Origin of the sequence: Streptomyces sp. CB01373 (assembly GCF_002803075.1) — a bacterium.
Lineage (GTDB): Bacteria > Actinomycetota > Actinomycetes > Streptomycetales > Streptomycetaceae > Streptomyces.
This window is the reverse complement of record NZ_NNBK01000024.1, coordinates 37,527-55,008: the sequence shown is the minus strand read 5'-3', so window position 1 is coordinate 55,008 and position 17,482 is coordinate 37,527. Positions and strand designations below refer to the sequence as shown.

General features: G+C 71.7%; 11 protein-coding genes. 8 read left to right on the top strand and 3 right to left on the bottom strand.

All coding sequences use genetic code 11. The annotated features are described in order from the left end of the window. On the top strand, positions 1 to 3,054 hold the full coding sequence (locus tag CG719_RS31555) for a helix-turn-helix transcriptional regulator (protein ID WP_100572129.1): 3,054 nt from the start codon (positions 1 to 3) through the stop codon (positions 3,052 to 3,054). Positions 3,055 to 3,082: 28 nt separating this feature from the next. After that, positions 3,083 to 3,277 carry a DUF6191 domain-containing protein gene (locus CG719_RS31550; protein WP_100572128.1) on the top strand — a complete coding sequence of 65 codons (195 nt, stop codon included), beginning with the start codon at positions 3,083 to 3,085 and terminating at the stop codon, positions 3,275 to 3,277. A 29-nt stretch (positions 3,278 to 3,306) separates the two neighbouring features. On the opposite strand, the gene CG719_RS31545 is transcribed toward CG719_RS31550, so the two are convergent. Together CG719_RS31545 and CG719_RS31540 are read right to left on the bottom strand one after the other, a co-directional pair. Then, the gene (locus CG719_RS31545; protein ID WP_100572127.1) at positions 3,307 to 4,443 is read right to left on the bottom strand and encodes a PQQ-dependent sugar dehydrogenase; all 1,137 of its coding nucleotides are present in this window, start codon (positions 4,441 to 4,443) and stop codon (positions 3,307 to 3,309) included. 122 nt (positions 4,444 to 4,565) lie between these two features. Further along, the gene (locus CG719_RS31540) at positions 4,566 to 5,564 is read right to left on the bottom strand and encodes an aldo/keto reductase (protein ID WP_100572126.1); all 999 of its coding nucleotides are present in this window, start codon (positions 5,562 to 5,564) and stop codon (positions 4,566 to 4,568) included. Positions 5,565 to 5,642: 78 nt separating this feature from the next. Here CG719_RS31540 and CG719_RS31535 point away from each other — a divergent pair, with 78 nt between their 5' ends. The 6 genes from CG719_RS31535 to serA all read left to right on the top strand — a co-directional run bounded on the left by CG719_RS31535 (position 5,643) and on the right by serA (position 15,683). After that, positions 5,643 to 6,593 carry a 2-hydroxyacid dehydrogenase gene (locus CG719_RS31535; protein WP_100572125.1) on the top strand — a complete coding sequence of 317 codons (951 nt, stop codon included), beginning with the start codon at positions 5,643 to 5,645 and terminating at the stop codon, positions 6,591 to 6,593. Positions 6,594 to 6,919: 326 nt separating this feature from the next. Further along, entirely contained in the window at positions 6,920 to 10,027 is a 3,108-nt protein-coding gene (locus tag CG719_RS31530) for a putative bifunctional diguanylate cyclase/phosphodiesterase (RefSeq protein ID WP_100572124.1), read from the top strand. Between the two features lie 242 nt (positions 10,028 to 10,269). Further along, a complete protein-coding gene (locus CG719_RS31520) occupies positions 10,270 to 12,117 on the top strand; it encodes an acetolactate synthase large subunit (RefSeq protein WP_100572123.1) in 1,848 nt (615 codons plus the stop codon). 20 nt (positions 12,118 to 12,137) lie between these two features. Next, positions 12,138 to 12,662: an acetolactate synthase small subunit gene (gene ilvN, locus CG719_RS31515; RefSeq protein ID WP_100572122.1), complete on the top strand. Its 525-nt coding sequence runs from the start codon at positions 12,138 to 12,140 to the stop codon at positions 12,660 to 12,662. Between the two features lie 117 nt (positions 12,663 to 12,779). Continuing rightward, complete coding sequence (ilvC, locus tag CG719_RS31510) at positions 12,780 to 13,778, top strand: ketol-acid reductoisomerase (RefSeq protein ID WP_100572121.1); 999 nt, start codon at positions 12,780 to 12,782, stop codon at positions 13,776 to 13,778. A gap of 315 nt (positions 13,779 to 14,093) precedes the next feature. Next, on the top strand, positions 14,094 to 15,683 hold the full coding sequence (serA, locus tag CG719_RS31505; RefSeq protein WP_100572120.1) for a phosphoglycerate dehydrogenase: 1,590 nt from the start codon (positions 14,094 to 14,096) through the stop codon (positions 15,681 to 15,683). Between the two features lie 135 nt (positions 15,684 to 15,818). Here the strand turns inward: serA and CG719_RS31500 are convergent, their stop codons facing one another. Continuing rightward, positions 15,819 to 17,393, bottom strand: coding sequence for an MFS transporter (locus CG719_RS31500; protein WP_100572119.1), 1,575 nt, complete (start codon positions 17,391 to 17,393; stop codon positions 15,819 to 15,821). Between the last annotated feature and the right edge of the window lie 89 nt (positions 17,394 to 17,482).

Below are 17,482 nucleotides of genomic sequence, written 5' to 3'. Positions count from 1 at the left end.
ATGCTCGGGCATGTGGAGACCAGGTCCGTCAGTCCCGTGTTCGTCGGCCGCGCCGACGAGTTGAGCACGCTGCACGACGCGCTCGCCCGCGCGGCCCGGGGAGAGCCGCAGGCCCTGCTGCTCGGCGGTGAGGCGGGCGTCGGCAAGACCCGCCTGGTCGAGGAGTTCGCCGCCGCCGCCGCTCGCGCCGGCGCCGTCGTGGCACTCGGAGGCTGTGTGGAGATGGGCGCCGACGGGCTGCCGTTCGCCCCCTTCTCCGCCGCCCTGCGCGCCCTGCGCCGTGAACTGCCCGGCGAACTCGCCGCCGCGGCGGCCGGACAGGAGGAGGAACTCGCCCGGCTGCTGCCGGAAATCGGCGAGCCGGCCCCCGCCCGAGGCACCGGCCGGCACGACGAGGAAGGCATGGCCCGCCTCTTCGAACTCACCGCCCGCCTGCTGGAGCGCGTCGCCGCCGACCACACCGTCGTCGTCGCCCTCGAGGACCTGCACTGGGCCGACGCCTCCACCCGGCACCTGCTCGCCTACCTCCTGCGCACCCTGCGCACCGGCCGCCTCGTCGTCCTGACCACCTACCGCTCCGACGACATCCACCGCCGCCACCCGCTACGGCCGTTGCTCGCCGAACTCGACCGGCTCCGCGCGGTCCGCCGCCTCGAACTCGCCCGCCTCACCCGGCAGGAAGTGGGCCGGCAGATCGCCGGCATCCTCGCCACCGAACCGGACCCGGTCCAGGTCGACGAGATCTTCGAACGCTCCGACGGCAACGCCTTCTTCGTCGAGGAACTCGCCGTCGCCGCTCACGAGGGCTGCCGCACCAGTCTCAGCGACTCCCTGCGCGACCTGCTGCTCGTCCGGGTCGAGACGCTGCCCGAGCCCGCCCAGCGGATCGTCAGGATCGCCGCCGAGGGCGGGTCGACCGTCGAGCACCGGCTGCTCGCGGCCGTCGCCCGGCTCGCCGAGGACGACCTCATCGAGGCGCTGCGGGGCGCCGTGAACGCCAACATCCTCATCGCCGCCCCGACCGGGGACGGCTACCGCTTCCGGCACTCCCTGGTGCGAGAGGCAGTCGGCGACGACCTGCTGCCCGGCGAGCGCACCCGCCTCAACCGCCGCTACGCCGAAGCCCTGGAGGCCGACCCCACCCTCGTCCCGTCCGACGAGCGGGTCACGCGGCTGGCCAGCTACTGGTACCACGCCCACGACCCGGCCAAGGCCCTGCCCGCCGTTCTTGACGCCTCCGTCGCGGCCCGCGCACGCCACGCCTACAGCGAGCAACTGCGGCTGCTGGAAAGGGCGATGGAGCTGTGGGACGCCGCACCGGAAGAGGTGCGGGCCCGGCTGCGGCCCGTCGACTACACCGAGATCTACCCTCCCTGCGGCGGCGATCCGGCGACCACCCCGCTCACCTTCCTCGACCTGATGGCCGAGGCCGCCGTCGCGGGCCGCTTCTGCGGGGAGCGGGACCGCGCCCTGAAGATCATCAAGCGGGCACTGCGCCTAGTGAAGGACGACAACGACCCCCTCCGCGCCGCCTGGTTCTGGATCCAGCGCTCCAAACTGGTCCAGGCGAAGGCCCACGGCGACGGATGGCAGGAACTGGGCACCGCGCAGGACCTCGTGCGCGGGCTGCCGCCGTCCGAGGTGCACGCGGAGGTGCTGGCCAACGTCGCCCAGTGGTCCATGGTCCACGTGCCGGGCCCCGACGTTCTCTCCGCCGCCGAACGGGCCGTGGAGTACGCCCGCATGGTCGGCGCCTGCGAGATCGAGATGACCGCGCGGCTCACCCTGGGCGGCCTCATGGTCCAGGCCGGCGACGTCGAGGCGGGTCTCGCCGAGATGTACGAGGTCAACAGGCGCACGGTCGGCGACTGCATCGCCGCCGTCGCCGGCCGCTCCTACGTCAACCTGCCCTCCGAGCTGGAGTCCGTCGGCCGCTCCCGCGAGGCCGTGCCGCTCATGGAACAGGGCATCGCCTTCACCCGGCGCTTCGGCCTGCTGGACAGCGAGGCCTGGGTGTGGGGCAACCTCGCCGAGTCGCTGTTCACCCTTGGGCGTTGGGAGGAGGCCGCCGAGGCCGCCTCCCGGTCCCGCCGGGTCGGCCAGAGCGCCAAGCCGCGCGGCTTCCACGCCCGTATCCGTGCCGAACTCGCCCTCGAACGCGGCGACCTGACCGAAGCCTCCGGTCAACTGGCCGACGCCCTCGACAACTTCGGCGCCTACGACAACGCGCCGCAGCACGCCCTGCCGCTCGCCCGCATCGCCGTCGCGGTCGCCGCGGGCGAGGGCCGCCTGCTGGACGCCCGCGCCGAACTCCAGCGCGTCCTGGACGACGGCTTCCCGCCCGGCACCCAGCGCTACGGCTGGCCGCTGCTGCTCACCGCCGCCACGATGGAGACCCGCGCGGCAGGGCTGCCCGTCGCCGGCCCCGGACGCGCCGGGACCCTGGAGCTGATCCGCGGCGCCGCCAAGTCGCTGACCACCAACGTCCCCGTCTGGCAGGCGTACGAACGCTGGGTGCGCGCCGAACTGCTCCACGCCGAGGGCCGCGGCTGCCCGGAGGAGTGGGCCGGGATCGTCGCCGCCTTCGAGACGCTGGAACGCCCCTACGATCTCGCCCGCGTCCGCTGCCGTCTCGCCGAGGTCCTGCTCGGCACCGACGAGGACCAGCGGGACCGGGCCACCGAGCTGCTGCGCCTGGCGCACGCCGTCGCCGAGCACCTGCGCGCCCGCCCGCTCGCCGACTCCGTCTCCCTGCTGGCCCGGCGCGCCCGCCTCGCCCTGACCGGCGCCGCGCAGCACTCCTCCGCTTCCGCCGACCCCGTCGAGTCCCTGGGCCTGACCGGCCGGGAACGCGACGTCCTGCGGCTGGTGTCCGCCGGCCGCACCAACCGGCAGATAGCCGAGGAACTGTTCATCTCGCCGAAGACGGCCAGCGTCCACGTTTCGAACATCCTGGCTAAAATGGGTGTTTCGGGCCGCGGAGAGGCGGCGGCACTGGCCCACCGGCTGGGCATGTTTCCGCCGGGGGCCGAAGACCGGCTGGTCGCGGGCTGACGGCGAGGCACCGACCGGGAGGGAAGCCGTGTTCAACGATTTCGAGGAACTGTTCGCGCCCGGCCGCAAGCACACCCGGGACGAGCAGAACCGGCTGGAGCTGACCCGGGAGGACGTCGGGGACAATGATCCCGGGCGCGGGCCGATCGACCTCGCCTCCGGGAAGGTCGTCGTACGTCCGCCCGAGCCTTCCGCGGAGGAGGCCGAAACCGGCCAGGAGTGAGGGCCGGGGGCGGAGCGGCGGGCGGGGGCCTACTTCACCTCCAGTTCCAGGATCCGGTCGTCGCCCTTCTTCGGAGTGCCGCGGCCGTCGGTGTTGCTGGTGATCAGCCAGAGCTTGTCGCCGCCCGCAGGGGCCACCGTGCGCAGACGGCCGTAGGTACCGGTCAGGAAGGCCTCGGGGACCGCCGAGAGCTCGGTGCCGCGCAGGGGGATGCGCCACAGGCGCTCGCCCTTCAGGCTCGCCATCCAGATGGAACCCCCGGCGTAGGCGATGCCGCTGGGGGAGGCCACGTCCGTGTGCCACTGGGTCAACGGGTTGTGGAACCTCGGGTCGTTCGACTTGCCGTCCGGCCAGCCGTAGTTGTCGCCCGGCTTGATCGCGTTCAGCTCGTCCCAGGTGTCCTGGCCGAACTCCGAGGCGAAGAGACGCTGCTTGCCGTCCCAGGCCAGGCCCTGCACATTGCGGTGGCCGTACGAGTACACGGGGGAGTCGGGGAACGGGTTGCCCGGGGCGGGCCGGCCGTCCGGGGTCAGCCGAAGGATCTTGCCGCCCAGGGACTTCCTGTCCTGGGCCAGGCCCCGGTCACCGGTCTCGCCGGTGCCCGCGTAGAGCATCCTGTCGGGGCCGAAGGCGATGCGGCCGCCGTTGTGGATGACCCCCTTGGGGATGCCCTTGAAGACCGTGTCGGGTGCGCCCAGTTGCATACCGGGCGGCTTCTTGTCGTCGTACAGCATCCGGGCGATGCGGTTGTCCGAGGCCGAGGTGAAGTAGGCGTAGATCATGTGGTCGGAGGCGTAGTCCGGGGAGAGCGCCAAGCCCAGCAGCCCGCCCTCGCCCTCGGGGGACACCCCGGACACCCTGCCCAGCTCGGTCTTCTGTCCCGTCCTCTCGTCGATCCGCGTGATCGTGGCCCGGTCGCGGGAGGAGACGAGGAGACCACCGCCGGGAAGCGGGGCCAGTCCCCATGGGCTGTTCAGGCCCTCCGCGACCGTGCGCAGGACCTTCACCGATCCCTTGGCCGGCGGCGCGGTCTCCGTGGGGGCCTGCCCGGAGGGCGAGGCCACCGCGGTCGTACGACCTGGCGCCGCGCCGTCCCCACCGGCCGACGAGGCCCCGGAGGAGCAGCCGGCCGTCAGCAGCAGGGCGGCGGCCAGCACGCCTGTCACAGCTCGACGTTGCACGATCTTCGTCCCTTCACACGGCGGCTTCTACCTGTCTTACACCGCGGAGGCCTCCCAGGTTCCCGATCACCCGAATCCCGCCCGCGGTGGACGGTCCGGGGCCCGGCTCAGTCCCACGAACCCCGGGCCGGTGGCAGACGGCTCAGTTCCGTCAGGTCGCCGGGGGTCAGCCGCAGCCCCGCCGAGTTCGCGTTCTCCGCGACCCAGCGCTCCTGCTTGGCGCCGGGCACCGGGATCACGTGGCGGCCCTGGGCCAGGACCCAGGCCAGGGCCACCTGGGCGGGGGTGACGTCCTCGCCGTGGCGGGCGGCCGTACGCCGCAGGCCGGCCACGATCGGCTGGTTCGCGGCCATCATCTCGGCGGTGAAACGGGGGTGCCGGGCCCGCACGTCGTCCGGCTCGAACCCCTGGCCGGGGGTGAGCGTGCCGGTCAGGAAGCCGTTGCCCAGCGGCATCGCCGCCAGGAAGCCGATCCCGCGCTCCGCGCACCACGGCAGCAGCGCATCCAGCGCCTCCGGCGACCACACCGACAGCTCCGCCTGCACCGCGCTGACCGGGAAGACCTGCTGCACCCGCTCGAGCTGCCGGATCGTTCCGTCGTGCAGCCGGGCACCGGACCGGCGCCGGCCGCGCGCCCCCACCGCGCACAGGCCGAGCGCCCGCACCTTCCCGGCCCGCACGAGCTCCGCCATCGCCCCCCAGGTCTCCTCGACCGGGACCTCGGGATCGGCGCGGTGCAACTGGTAGAGGTCGATCACGTCCGTCTGGAGCCGTCTGAGCGAGGCGTCGCACGCCCGCCGCACATAGCCGGGGCGGCCGTTGGCCACGATGTGCTGGTCACCCACCAGCAGACCGACCTTCGTCGAGACGAAGGCGTCGGCCCGTCGCTCCTTCAGCACCCGCCCCAGCAGCAGCTCGTTGGTGAACGGGCCGTACATGTCGGCCGTGTCCAGGAGCGTCGAGCCCAGGTCCAGCGCCCGGTGCACGGCCCTGAGCGACTCCGCGCCCCGCTGCCGCGACGTGCTGTACGCCCAGTTCATCGGCATGCACCCCAGTCCGACGGCCCCCACCGCGAGTGCCGCCGCGCCGATCGTCCTGCGCTCCACTTGGCCGTAACCCTCCCTCTCTCGGGGCCCACCAACCTAACCTCTGACGCCGCATGCCCCTGGCATAGCCTCCTGAGCATGACTGCTGACGTATGGCTGCCCATTCCGCCGGACGAGATCGCGGGGCTTCCGCAGGGGCCCTCCTACCGTTTCTGGGACGGCGCCGAGGAGTTCCCGGCGGACCCCGCCGACTGCGTCTTCTACGTCGTGCCGTACATGAGGCCCGGCGATGTCGGTCTGCGCCCGATGCCCCGGATGAGTTCCGTACGGGTCGTGCAGACGCTGTCCGCCGGCACCGACCAGGTGGAGCCGGGCCTGCGGCACCTGCCGCCCGGTGTCCGGCTCTGCAACGCGCGCGGGGTGCACGAGGCGAGTACCGCCGAGCTCGCCCTGACGCTCGTCCTGGCCTCGCTGCGCGGCGTCCCCGGGTTCGTCCGGGCCCAGGACCGGGGCGAGTGGGGCGGAGGCTTCCACCCCGCCCTCGCCGACAAGAACGTCCTCATCGTCGGGTACGGCTCGATCGGGGCCGCCATCGAGGACCGGCTCGTGCCCTTCGAGGTCGCGCGGGTGGCGCGCGTGGCGCGCTCCGCGCGCACCACGGAGCGCGGTCCGGTGCATCCGCTCACCGACCTTCACGCCCTGCTGCCCCAGGCCGATGTCGTCGTCCTGTCCACACCCTTGACGGAGTCCACGCGCGCCTTGGTGAACGCGGACTTCCTGGCGCGGATGAAGGACGGCGCACTGCTGGTGAATGTCGCGCGCGGCGCCGTGGTCGACACCGAGGCGCTGCTCACCGAGCTGGAGAGCGGCCGCCTGACCGCCGCCCTCGACGTCACCGATCCCGAGCCGCTGCCTTCGGACCACCCCCTGTGGCGCGCTCCGGGGGTGCTGATCAGCCCGCACGTCGGCGGCCCCACATCGGCCTTCCGGCCGCGCGCCGAACGCCTTCTGACGGACCAGTTGCGCCGTTTCGTGAACCGGGAGCCGCTCGCCAACGTGGTCCTCACAACGGGCACGGCAAGCGCCTGATCCGCTTCGGGTACGGTGCGCGACCCTCCGGACGCGCTGCGTACCCGCATCCGCGCTGGTCGTCACGGAGCGTAGAGGAGCTATGTCCCTGAGTGACGAGACTGGTGTATCGTCCCGACAGGGGCTGCGCCGCGCACCGTTCGGCGCCGGGGACGCCACCGGCGGCCCTGGCGCACGGCCGCGCGCAGACGCGGCCACCACAGCCACCACACCCATCACCACCACAGGCCCGGCGGCCGCCGGAGGCATGCCCACCCGGCGCACCGGAAGCCCGGGGACCCGGCCGCGCGGACCGGGAGGTCCCGGTGAGCCCGCCACCGCCTGCCATGACCGCGTTCGACGGCGCGCTGCGGACGCCGCCCGCGCCGGGGGTGCTGCTGTCCCGGCCGGCGGCCGCCGACTGCCGTCCGAGACTGGCCCCGCAGCTTCTGCTGGCACTGGTGTGCGCGGGATACGCCATCGGTGCCGCGTGCGGCTGGGGTTCCAGCAAGGTCGCCCTGTTCATGGGCGACTTCGGGCTGAGCGCCGCGGCCGGCACCGCCGCCGTCTCGTGCGCGCTGTACGCCCGCGGCCGCCATGTCCGCTTTCGGACCGCCTGGCTGCTGTTCGCCCTCTCCTCGGCGATGGCGGCGCTGGGCAACTCGGTCTGGGGGTGGTACGAGGTCGTCCTCGGCACGTCCGTCCCCAGTCCCAGCTACGCCGACCTGTTCTTCCTGTGCTTCGCGCCACCCGCGATCGTCGGCCTGCTCGTGCTCGCCAAGCGTCCGGCGAACAGGGCCGGGTGGACGCGCCTGGCGCTGGACTCGTGGCTGATCGGCGGCTCGCTGCTCACGCTCTCCTGGAGCCTGGCACTCGCCCAGGCGGCCAAGTTCGACGGCTCCAGCGTCGCGCACACCGCGCTCTCGCTGGCGTACCCGCTGCTGGACATCGCCCTGGTGTCCATGGTGCTCGCGCTGCACTTCCGGTGTTCCTCGATCAACCGCACCGCCGTGAACACGGCGATCGGCGCGCTCGCCCTGACCGTGCTGTGCGACGCCCTGTTCACGTCGCCGCTGCTGCACAACAGCTACCGCTCGGGGCAACTGCTCGACGCCGGCTGGTTCGCCGGCTCCCTGCTCCTGGCCTACGCCCCCTGGGCGGCGCCCCGCCCCGGAGGACCGGCCGACGAGCCGCACGGCACGGACCCGTACGAGGCGGACCCGTACGAGGGCGAGGGTCACCAGCCGGACGGGCCCGACCTCGATCCGCGTTCCGCCCCCGGGCACGCGCGCGTGGCCGACGCCTACGGGCACGGCCCCGAGGACCACGCGCGCGTTCCGGACGACCATGCGCCCGGTCAGCAGGCCGGCGCCGCTCGTCCCGTGCCCGGCGGACCGCCCGCACCGGGCGCGGACCACGACCGGTATCCGGCCGGCCGGCCCGTCGCCGGGTCCCTCGCCGCCCTCACCCCGTACCTCGCCGCGGCCGTGTGCACGCTGGGGGTCCTGTACAACGCGCTCATCGGCCACAGCGTCGACCGCGTGGTGCTGATCACCTCCGGCGCCGTCGTGCTGGTGCTCGTGGTGCGCCAGGGCATCGTGCTGCGCGACAACATCGTGCTCGCCCAGGAGCTCGCCCAGCAGGAGAACCACTTCCGCTCCCTGGTCCAGGGCTCCAGCGACGTCATCATGATCGCCACGCCGAGCGGCATCCTGCGGTACGTCTCCCCGGCCGCCGCCGGGGTGTACGGGCGGCCGGCGGAGGACCTGGTCGGCACCGAACTCGCCGGGCTCATCCACCCCGAGGACCTGGGCTCCGTGGTGCACGAGGTGCGCCGCTTCCTGGCCGCCAGCCCGGTCGGGGAGCCCACCGCGCGCATCGAGTGCCGCTTCCGGTCCGGCGACGGCGGCTGGCTCAACGTGGAGTCGACCATCAACCGCCACCACGGCGGCCTCATCTTCAACAGCAGGGACGTGACCGAGAGAGTGCGCCTCCAGGCGCAGCTCCAGCACAACGCAGAGCACGACCCCCTCACCGACCTGCCCAACCGCGCGCTGTTCACCAGGCGCGTCCAGCAGGCCCTGTCCGGCCGTCGCTCGACCGACCACGGCACGGCCGTGCTCTTCATCGACCTCGACGGCTTCAAGGGCGTCAACGACACCATCGGGCACCAGGCCGGGGACGAACTGCTCGTCCAGGCCGCCCGCAGACTCCACGAGGCGGTACGGCACGGGGACACCGCGTCCAGACTCGGCGGCGACGAGTTCGCGGCCCTGATCGTCGGGGACGGCACCCGCGACCGCACCGCGCGCGAACGGCACATCCTGGAGCTCGCCGACCGCCTCAGGCTGACGCTGTCGCAGCCGTACGCCATCGACGGCAACGATGTCCGCGTGGCCGCGTCCATCGGGGTGGCCTTCGCCGAACCCGGCCTCGGCGCAGGGGAATTGCTGCGCAACGCCGACCTCGCCATGTACCGCGCCAAGGCTGCGGGCAAGGGCCGGGTCGAGCTGTACAAGCCGCAGATGCAGCAGGACGTCGTCCGCAGGGCGGAGCTGGCCACCCGGCTCAGAAACGCCCTGCACGAGGGCGAGTTCACCCTGCTGCACCAGCCGGTGGTCCGCCTGGACGACGGCCGGATCACCTCGGTCGCCGCCCAGGCGCGCTGGCGGTCCTCGCAGGGCGTGCTCTTCACCCCCGCCGAGTTCCTGCGGGTGGCCGAGGACAGCGACAGGACGGCCGAACTGGGCCGCTGGTTGCTGGAGGAGGCCGTGGCGCAGGCCGCCGAGCGTGCCGCCGCGACCGGCCCGGGCGTGTCCGTTGTGGTCCGGATGGGCGCCCGCCGTCTGGTGGACCGCTCGCTGCCGCCCGGAACCGTCGAGGCCCTGCTCACCCGGCACGGGCTGCCGTCCGGTGCCCTGGTGATCGAGCTGTCCGACACCGACCCGCGGGTGCCGCTGGACGAGCTGGAGCGGCGCCTGGCCGCCCTGCGGCGGCTCGGTGTGCGCATCGCGCTGGACGGCTTCGGCAGCGGCCACGGGGCGGTCACGGCTCTCAGAAGGCTCCCCGTCGACGTGCTGAAGCTCGACCGCAGCCTGGTCGAGGGCGTCGTCGAGTCCGCCCGGCTGCACAAGATCACCAGTGGTCTGCTCCGGATCGCCGGCGACCTCGGGCTCCGCTCCGTGGCCGACGGCGTGGACCTGCCGGAGCAGGCCGTGGCCCTGCGCGCGATGGGGTGCACCCACGGTCAGGGCATGGTGTTCTCCGGCCCGCTGGACGAGTACCGGCTGCGCCGGGCCCTCACCCTGGGCCACTACCAGGTGCCCCACGGTCCGGCCGAGCCGGTGTTCGCCGGCGGGAGCACCGGTGCCTACACGGCGGCGGGAGTGCCCGTCGTCTTCGGAGGCGGGACGGCCCTGCGCTCACATAATGAGACTCCCGTCCCACCCACTTGACACCGGGTGCGTGCCGGAGGGAGGGTCATTTCCATGCGCACCCGAATTCTCGTACTTGGACAGCGCGTCGGCTGAGCTGGGAATCACCGGACGACGATCCGGAACCCAGCGACCACACCGGCGCGCTTCCCCTCGCTTGCCTTGCGGCACGAGGGGTTTTTTGTTGCACGAGCACCTGGCGTGCGGCACCCGAACTCCGCCCAAACCTCGCAAAAACCCTCAGCATCGAGAAGAGAATGCCGATGACCGAGCAGGCCACCGGGGCCCCTCATCCGCAGCCGCGGCCCCGATCCGGAGGACACCCGTCGGCGCCCGAGCACGTCACGGGTGCGAAGTCCCTCATTCGCTCTCTCGAGGAGGTCGGGGTCGACACCGTATTCGGCATTCCCGGCGGCACGATCCTTCCCGCGTACGACCCGATGATGGACTCCAAGCGGGTGCGCCACGTGCTCGTCCGTCACGAACAGGGTGCGGGCCACGCGGCCACCGGCTACGCACAGGCGACCGGCAAGGTCGGCGTCTGCATGGCCACGTCGGGCCCCGGTGCCACCAACCTGGTGACGCCGATCGCCGACGCGAACATGGACTCGGTGCCGCTGGTCGCGATCACCGGCCAGGTCGTCTCCAAGGCGATCGGCACGGACGCCTTCCAGGAGGCGGACATCGTCGGCATCACGATGCCGATCACCAAGCACAGCTTCCTGGTCACCAAGGCCGAGGACATCCCGAAGACGATCGCGGAGGCGTTCCACATCGCCTCGACCGGTCGCCCCGGTCCGGTCCTCGTCGACATTCCGAAGGACGTGCTGCAGACGCAGACGACGTTCTCCTGGCCGCCCGTCATGGACCTGCCCGGCTACCGCCCGGTCACCAAGCCGCACGCCAAACAGATCCGCGAGGCGGCCAAGCTCATCACCTCCGCGCGGCGGCCCGTGCTCTACGTCGGCGGCGGCGTCATCAAGGCCGGCGCCACCGCCGAGCTGAAGGTCCTCGCGGAACTCACCGGAGCGCCCGTCACCACCACCCTGATGGCGCTCGGCGCATTCCCCGACAGCCACCCGCTGCACGTGGGAATGCCGGGCATGCACGGTGCGGTCACCGCCGTCACCGCGCTGCAGAAGGCCGACCTGATCGTCGCCCTCGGAGCCCGCTTCGACGACCGCGTCACCGGCAAGCTGGACAGCTTCGCCCCGTACGCCAAGATCGTCCACGCCGACATCGACCCGGCCGAGATCGGCAAGAACCGCGCCGCCGACGTGCCGATCGTCGGAGATGCCCGCGAGGTCCTGGCCGACCTGATCCAGGCCGTCCAGAAGGAGCACAGCGAGGGCCACCGCGGCGACTACACCGCCTGGTGGAACGACCTCGGCCGCTGGCGCGACACCTACCCGCTCGGCTACGAGCAGCCCGGGGACGGCTCGCTCTCCCCGCAGCAGGTCATCGAGCGCATCGGGCAACTCGCACCCGAGGGCACGGTGTTCGCCGCGGGCGTCGGCCAGCACCAGATGTGGGCCGCGCACTTCATCCAGTACGACAAGCCCGCCACCTGGCTGAACTCCGGCGGCGCCGGAACCATGGGCTACGCCGTTCCGGCCGCGATGGGCGCCAAGGCCGGCCAGCCGCAGAAGACCGTCTGGGCGATCGACGGCGACGGCTGCTTCCAGATGACCAACCAGGAACTCACCACCTGCGCGCTGAACAACATCCCGATCAAGGTCGCCGTCATCAACAACGGCGCCCTCGGGATGGTCCGCCAGTGGCAGACCCTGTTCTACAACCAGCGGTACTCCAACACGGTGCTGCACTCCGGCCCGGGCGACGTCAACCCGGAGGCCAGGGGCACCCGCGTCCCCGACTTCGTGAAGCTGTCGGAGGCCATGGGCTGCTACGCCATCCGCTGCGAGTCCCCGGAGGACCTCGACAAGGTCATCGAGGAGGCGAACTCGATCAACGACCGCCCGGTCGTCGTCGACTTCATCGTCCACGAGGACGCGATGGTCTGGCCGATGGTCGCGGCCGGCACTTCCAACGACGAGATCCTGGCCGCCCGGGACGTCCGTCCCGACTTCGGCGACAACGACGGCGACTGACAGAGAGCTGAGTGAGAACCATGTCCAAGCACACCCTCTCGGTCCTCGTCGAGAACACGCCCGGCATCCTCGCCAGGATCGCCGCCCTGTTCTCCCGCCGCGGCTTCAACATCGACTCCCTGGCGGTCGGCGTCACCGAGCACGCCGACATCTCCCGCATCACCATCGTGGTCAGCGTCGAGGACTTCCCGCTGGAGCAGGTGACCAAGCAGCTCAACAAGCTGGTCAACGTGCTGAAGATCGTCGAACTTGAGCCGTCGCAGGCCGTGCAGCGCGAACTCGTCCTGGTGAAGGTGCGCGCCGACAACGAGACGCGCTCCCAGATCGTCGAGATCGTCCAGCTGTTCCGCGCCAAGACGGTCGACGTCTCCCCGGAGGCCGTGACCATCGAGGCCACCGGTTCCAGCGACAAGCTGTCGGCCATGCTCAGGATGCTGGAGCCGTTCGGCATCAAGGAACTGGTCCAGTCCGGAACGATCGCGATCGGACGCGGCGCCCGCTCGATCACCGACCGGTCGCTGCGCGCCCTGGACCGCTCCGCGTGATCCGGGTCCGGGCGGTCGGGTGACACCGGCCGCCCGGATACCGAGACTCCCCGTCCTCCCGTCCCCCCACCGGCATACGGTGGGAAGCACAAACTGCACACAAGGAGAGAACCCAAAGTGGCCGAGCTGTTCTACGACGCTGACGCCGACCTGTCCATCATCCAGGGCCGCAAGGTCGCGGTCATCGGCTACGGCAGCCAGGGCCACGCCCACGCCCTGTCGCTGCGCGACTCCGGTGTCGACGTCCGGGTCGGTCTGCACGAGGGCTCCGGCTCCAAGGCCAAGGCCGAGGAGCAGGGCCTGCGCGTGGTCACCCCGGCGGAGGCCGCCGCGGAGGCCGACGTCATCATGATCCTGGTGCCGGACCCGATCCAGGCCCAGGTCTACGAGGAGTCCATCGCCCCGCACCTGAAGGACGGCGACGCGCTGTTCTTCGGCCACGGCCTCAACATCCGCTTCGGCTTCATCAAGCCCCCGGCCGGCGTGGACGTCTGCATGGTCGCCCCCAAGGGCCCGGGCCACCTGGTGCGCCGTCAGTACGAGGAGGGCCGCGGCGTTCCCTGCATCGTCGCCGTCGAGCAGGACGCCTCAGGCAACGCCTTCGCGCTGGCCCTGTCGTACGCCAAGGGCATCGGCGGCACCCGCGCCGGTGTCATCAAGACGACCTTCACCGAGGAGACCGAGACCGACCTGTTCGGTGAGCAGGCCGTGCTGTGCGGTGGCACCGCGGCGCTGGTGAAGGCCGGCTTCGAGACCCTGGTCGAGGCGGGCTACCAGCCGGAGATCGCCTACTTCGAGTGCCTCCACGAGCTGAAGCTGATCGTCGACCTCATGTACGAGGGCGGCCTGGAGAAGATGCGCTGGTCGATCTCCGAGACCGCCGAGTGGGGCGACTACGTCACCGGACCGCGCATCATCACCGACGCCACCAAGGCCGAGATGAAGAAGGTCCTCGCCGAGATCCAGGACGGCACCTTCGCGCGCACCTGGATGGACGAGTACCACGGCGGTCTGAAGAAGTACAACGAGTACAAGAAGCAGGACTCCGAGCACCTCCTGGAGACCACCGGCAAGCAGCTGCGCAAGCTCATGAGCTGGGTGGACGAGGAGGCGTGAGCCTCACGCCGAAGGGGCCGGAGCACTGCTGCTCCGGCCCCTTCGGCGAACCCGGACCCGCCACCGCTCCGTGGCCGGTTCGCGGCGTTGTCCTGCCCGTCCAGCCACGGACGGGTGATCCTTCCGCAGTGGCGCAATACGATGCAGGCGGCGCCATTACACTTCGGAACTACAACGCGTCAGGCCCACAGCGTCGTGCGTCTTTCACGCGGCTAGCCCCCTCCTCCGCCTGCGGCCGTCGGGACACGGCCGTCCGCATGCTCCCCCCTAGCTTTTCAAGGCATGGGAGGTGCCCCCAGATCTGTGAGGACTCACGTGAGCTCGAAACCCGTCGTACTCATTGCTGAAGAGCTGTCGCCCGCGACCGTCGACGCGCTCGGCCCGGACTTCGAGATCCGGCACTGCAACGGCGCCGACCGGGCCGAATTGCTCCCCGCCATCGCCGACGTGGACGCGATCCTGATCCGCTCGGCGACCAAGGTCGACGCCGAGGCCGTCGCCGCTGCGAACAAGCTCAAGGTCGTCGCACGAGCCGGCGTCGGCCTGGACAACGTCGACGTCTCCGCCGCCACCAAGGCCGGCGTGATGGTCGTCAACGCCCCGACCTCCAACATCGTGACCGCCGCCGAGCTGGCCTGCGGCCTGCTCCTGGCCACCGCCCGCAACATCCCGCAGGCCAACGCCGCGCTGAAGAACAGCGAGTGGAAGCGCAGCAAGTACACCGGTGTGGAGCTCGCCGAGAAGACCCTCGGTGTCGTCGGCCTCGGCCGCATCGGCGCCCTGGTCGCCCAGCGCATGTCCGCCTTCGGCATGAAGGTCGTCGCCTACGACCCGTACGTGCAGCCCGCGCGGGCCGCGCAGATGGGCGTCAAGGTGCTGACGCTGGACGAGCTCCTCGAGGTCTCCGACTTCATCACCGTGCACCTGCCCAAGACGCCCGAGACCCTCGGCCTGATCGGCGAGGAGGCGCTGCACAAGGTCAAGCCGAGCGTGCGCATCGTCAACGCCGCGCGCGGCGGGATCGTCGACGAGGAGGCGCTGTACACAGCCCTCAAGGAGGGCCGGGTGGCGGGCGCCGGTCTGGACGTGTACGCCAAGGAGCCGTGCACGGACTCGCCGCTGTTCGAGTTCGACCAGGTCGTGTGCACCCCGCACCTGGGCGCCTCCACCGACGAGGCCCAGGAGAAGGCCGGCATCGCCGTCGCCAACTCTGTCCGCCTCGCCCTCGCCGGTGAGCTCGTGCCGGACGCGGTCAATGTCCAGGGCGGCGTGATCGCCCAGGACGTCAAGCCGGGCCTGCCGCTCGCCGAGCGCCTCGGCCGCATCTTCACCGCGCTGGCCGGCGAGGTCGCGGTCCGCCTCGACGTCGAGGTGTACGGCGAGATCACCCAGCACGACGTGAAGGTGCTGGAGCTCTCCGCGCTCAAGGGCGTCTTCGAGGACGTCGTCGACGAGACCGTGTCCTACGTCAACGCGCCGCTGTTCGCCCAGGAGCGCGGCGTGGAGGTGCGCCTGACCACCAGCTCGGAGTCGAGCGACCACCGCAACGTCGTCACCGTGCGCGGCACCCTCGGGGACGGCGAGGAGATCTCCGTCTCCGGCACGCTGGCCGGCCCCAAGCACCTCCAGAAGATCGTCGCCGTCGGTGAGTACGACGTCGACCTGGCGCTCGCCGACCACATGGTCGTCCTGCGCTACGAGGACCGCCCCGGTGTCGTCGGCACGGTCGGCCGCGTCATCGGCGAGGCAGGCATCAACATCGCCGGTATGCAGGTCGCCCGTGCGGTGGCCGGCGGGGAGGCGCTGGCGGTGCTGACGGTCGACGACACCGTGCCCGCCGGGGTGCTGGCGGAGGTTGCCGAGGAGATCGGGGCGACGTCTGCCCGTTCGGTGAACCTGGTCTGAGGTCCCCGTTCCCGGGGGCGCTGCCCCCGGGCCCCGTTCGCCCTGAACGGGATCGTCCTCGAACTCCCCCAAGCTCTTCGAGCAGGGGGGACGCCCAGACGGGCCGCTTGAGCCCGCCCGGCGTTTTTGTTGTTCTCAGGCCGAGGCCTTCGCCGGCTCCGTCTCCGTGCCCGGTGCCGCCGTCTCCCTGACGTGGATGCGGCGCAGTGTCGTCGCCGCTCCGGTCGCCGCGAGGAGCAGCACCACCGCGCCGGTGAGCGCCGCGCCGTGCATTCCGCTGGTGAAGGCCTCCCGGGCGGCGGTGGCCAGGGCGTCTCCCGCGCGCCCCGGCAGGTGGCGGGCGACGGCCAGCGCGCCACCCAGGGTCTCGTGCGCCGCGGCCGGGGCGGAGGACGGGACTCCATGGCGGTAGATCGCCGTGCCGATCGAGCCGAGGACCGCCATGCCCAGGGCGCCGCCGAACTCCGCGCCCGTCTCCAGCAGCGAGGAGGCCGCGCCCGCCTTCTCCACCGGGGCCGCGCTCAGCGCCAGGTCGGTCATCTGGGACAGCACCGCCACGATGCCGGAGGCGAGGACCCCGGCCGCGGCCAGCACCAGCCAGAGCGAGTCCGGGCCGGCCAGGGCCAGCATGCCGTAGCCCGCGGCGGCGATCGCGAAGCCCGCCGTCACGACGTAGGCCCGGTTGACGCCCTTCTGGACCAGCGCGGCGGCCGCCGGTGCGGCCATCCCGATCGGCACGGACGGCAGCAGCGCCCACAGGGCCGCCTCCATCGCGCTCTTGCCGAGCACCGACTGGAGGTACTGCGTGGTGAAGAACGCCGAGCCCATCATCGCGAAGGACGACACGAGGTTGAGGACCACCGCGGGCGCGAAGCCCCGGCCGCGGAACAGGGCCGGCGAGATCATCGGCGAGGCCGCCGTGTGCTGGCGGTGCACGAAGAGGGCGGCGAAGAGCAGGCCGACGGCGACGGAGACGACGTACAGCGGGTGGACGCCCTCGGACGGGATCTTCTTCAGGCCGTAGATCACGGGCAGCACCGCCGCCATGGACAGGGGCACGCTCAGCAGGTCGAAGCGGCCCGGTGCGGGGTTCTTCGACTCGGGCAGCAGGAGCGGGCCGAGCACCAGCAGCAGCACCATCGCGGGCAGGTTGACCAGGAACACCGAGCCCCACCAGAAGAAGAACTGGACCAGCACGCCGCTCAGCACGGAGCCGAGCGCGATCCCCGCGGTCATCACGCCCGACCAGACGCCGATCGCCTTCGCGCGCTGGGTGGGGTCGGTGAACATCGTCCGGACCAGCGCCATCGTGGACGGCATCAGGGTCGCCCCGCCGATGCCGAGAACCGCGCGGGCGGCGATCAGGGTCCCGGCGCTGTCCGCGTACGCCGCCACCAGTGAGGCGGCTCCGAACGCGGCGGCGCCGATCAGCAGCAGCCTGCGGCGGCCGATGCGGTCGCCGAGCGAGCCCATCGTCATCAGCAGGCCGGCCAGGACGAAGGCGTAGATGTCGAAGATCCACAGCTGCTGGGTGCCGCTGGGCTCCAGGTCGGCGCTGATCGCCGGGATGGCGAAGTACAGGACCGAGACGTCCATCGAGACCAGCAGCAACGGCAGCATCAGCACGCCGAGAGCGGTCCATTCCCGTCGCCCGGCGCGTGGCCGGTCCGCGGACGGCGGGGTCGTGGTGGTGCTCGTCGTGTTCGTCATGCCCAGCAATGTACGGGCGTCTTAAACGCTTGTCTAGAACGCTTGTGTAAGTCGGTCGTCTAGGACGGTTGTATGGATCGCGGGTAGGG

What these genes read in the sequence shown, in the direction of transcription:
- CG719_RS31555 (WP_100572129.1), top strand. Translation starts at nt 1, where the DNA reads ATGCTCGGGCATGTGGAGACCAGGTCCGTCAGTCCCGTGTTCGTCGGC.
- CG719_RS31535 (WP_100572125.1), top strand. Translation starts at nt 5,643, where the DNA reads ATGACTGCTGACGTATGGCTGCCCATTCCGCCGGACGAGATCGCGGGG.
- CG719_RS31530 (WP_100572124.1), top strand. Translation starts at nt 6,920, where the DNA reads ATGACCGCGTTCGACGGCGCGCTGCGGACGCCGCCCGCGCCGGGGGTG.
- CG719_RS31520 (WP_100572123.1), top strand. Translation starts at nt 10,270, where the DNA reads ATGACCGAGCAGGCCACCGGGGCCCCTCATCCGCAGCCGCGGCCCCGA.
- ilvN (WP_100572122.1), top strand. Translation starts at nt 12,138, where the DNA reads ATGTCCAAGCACACCCTCTCGGTCCTCGTCGAGAACACGCCCGGCATC.
- CG719_RS31500 (WP_100572119.1), bottom strand. Translation starts at nt 17,393, where the DNA reads ATGACGAACACGACGAGCACCACCACGACCCCGCCGTCCGCGGACCGG.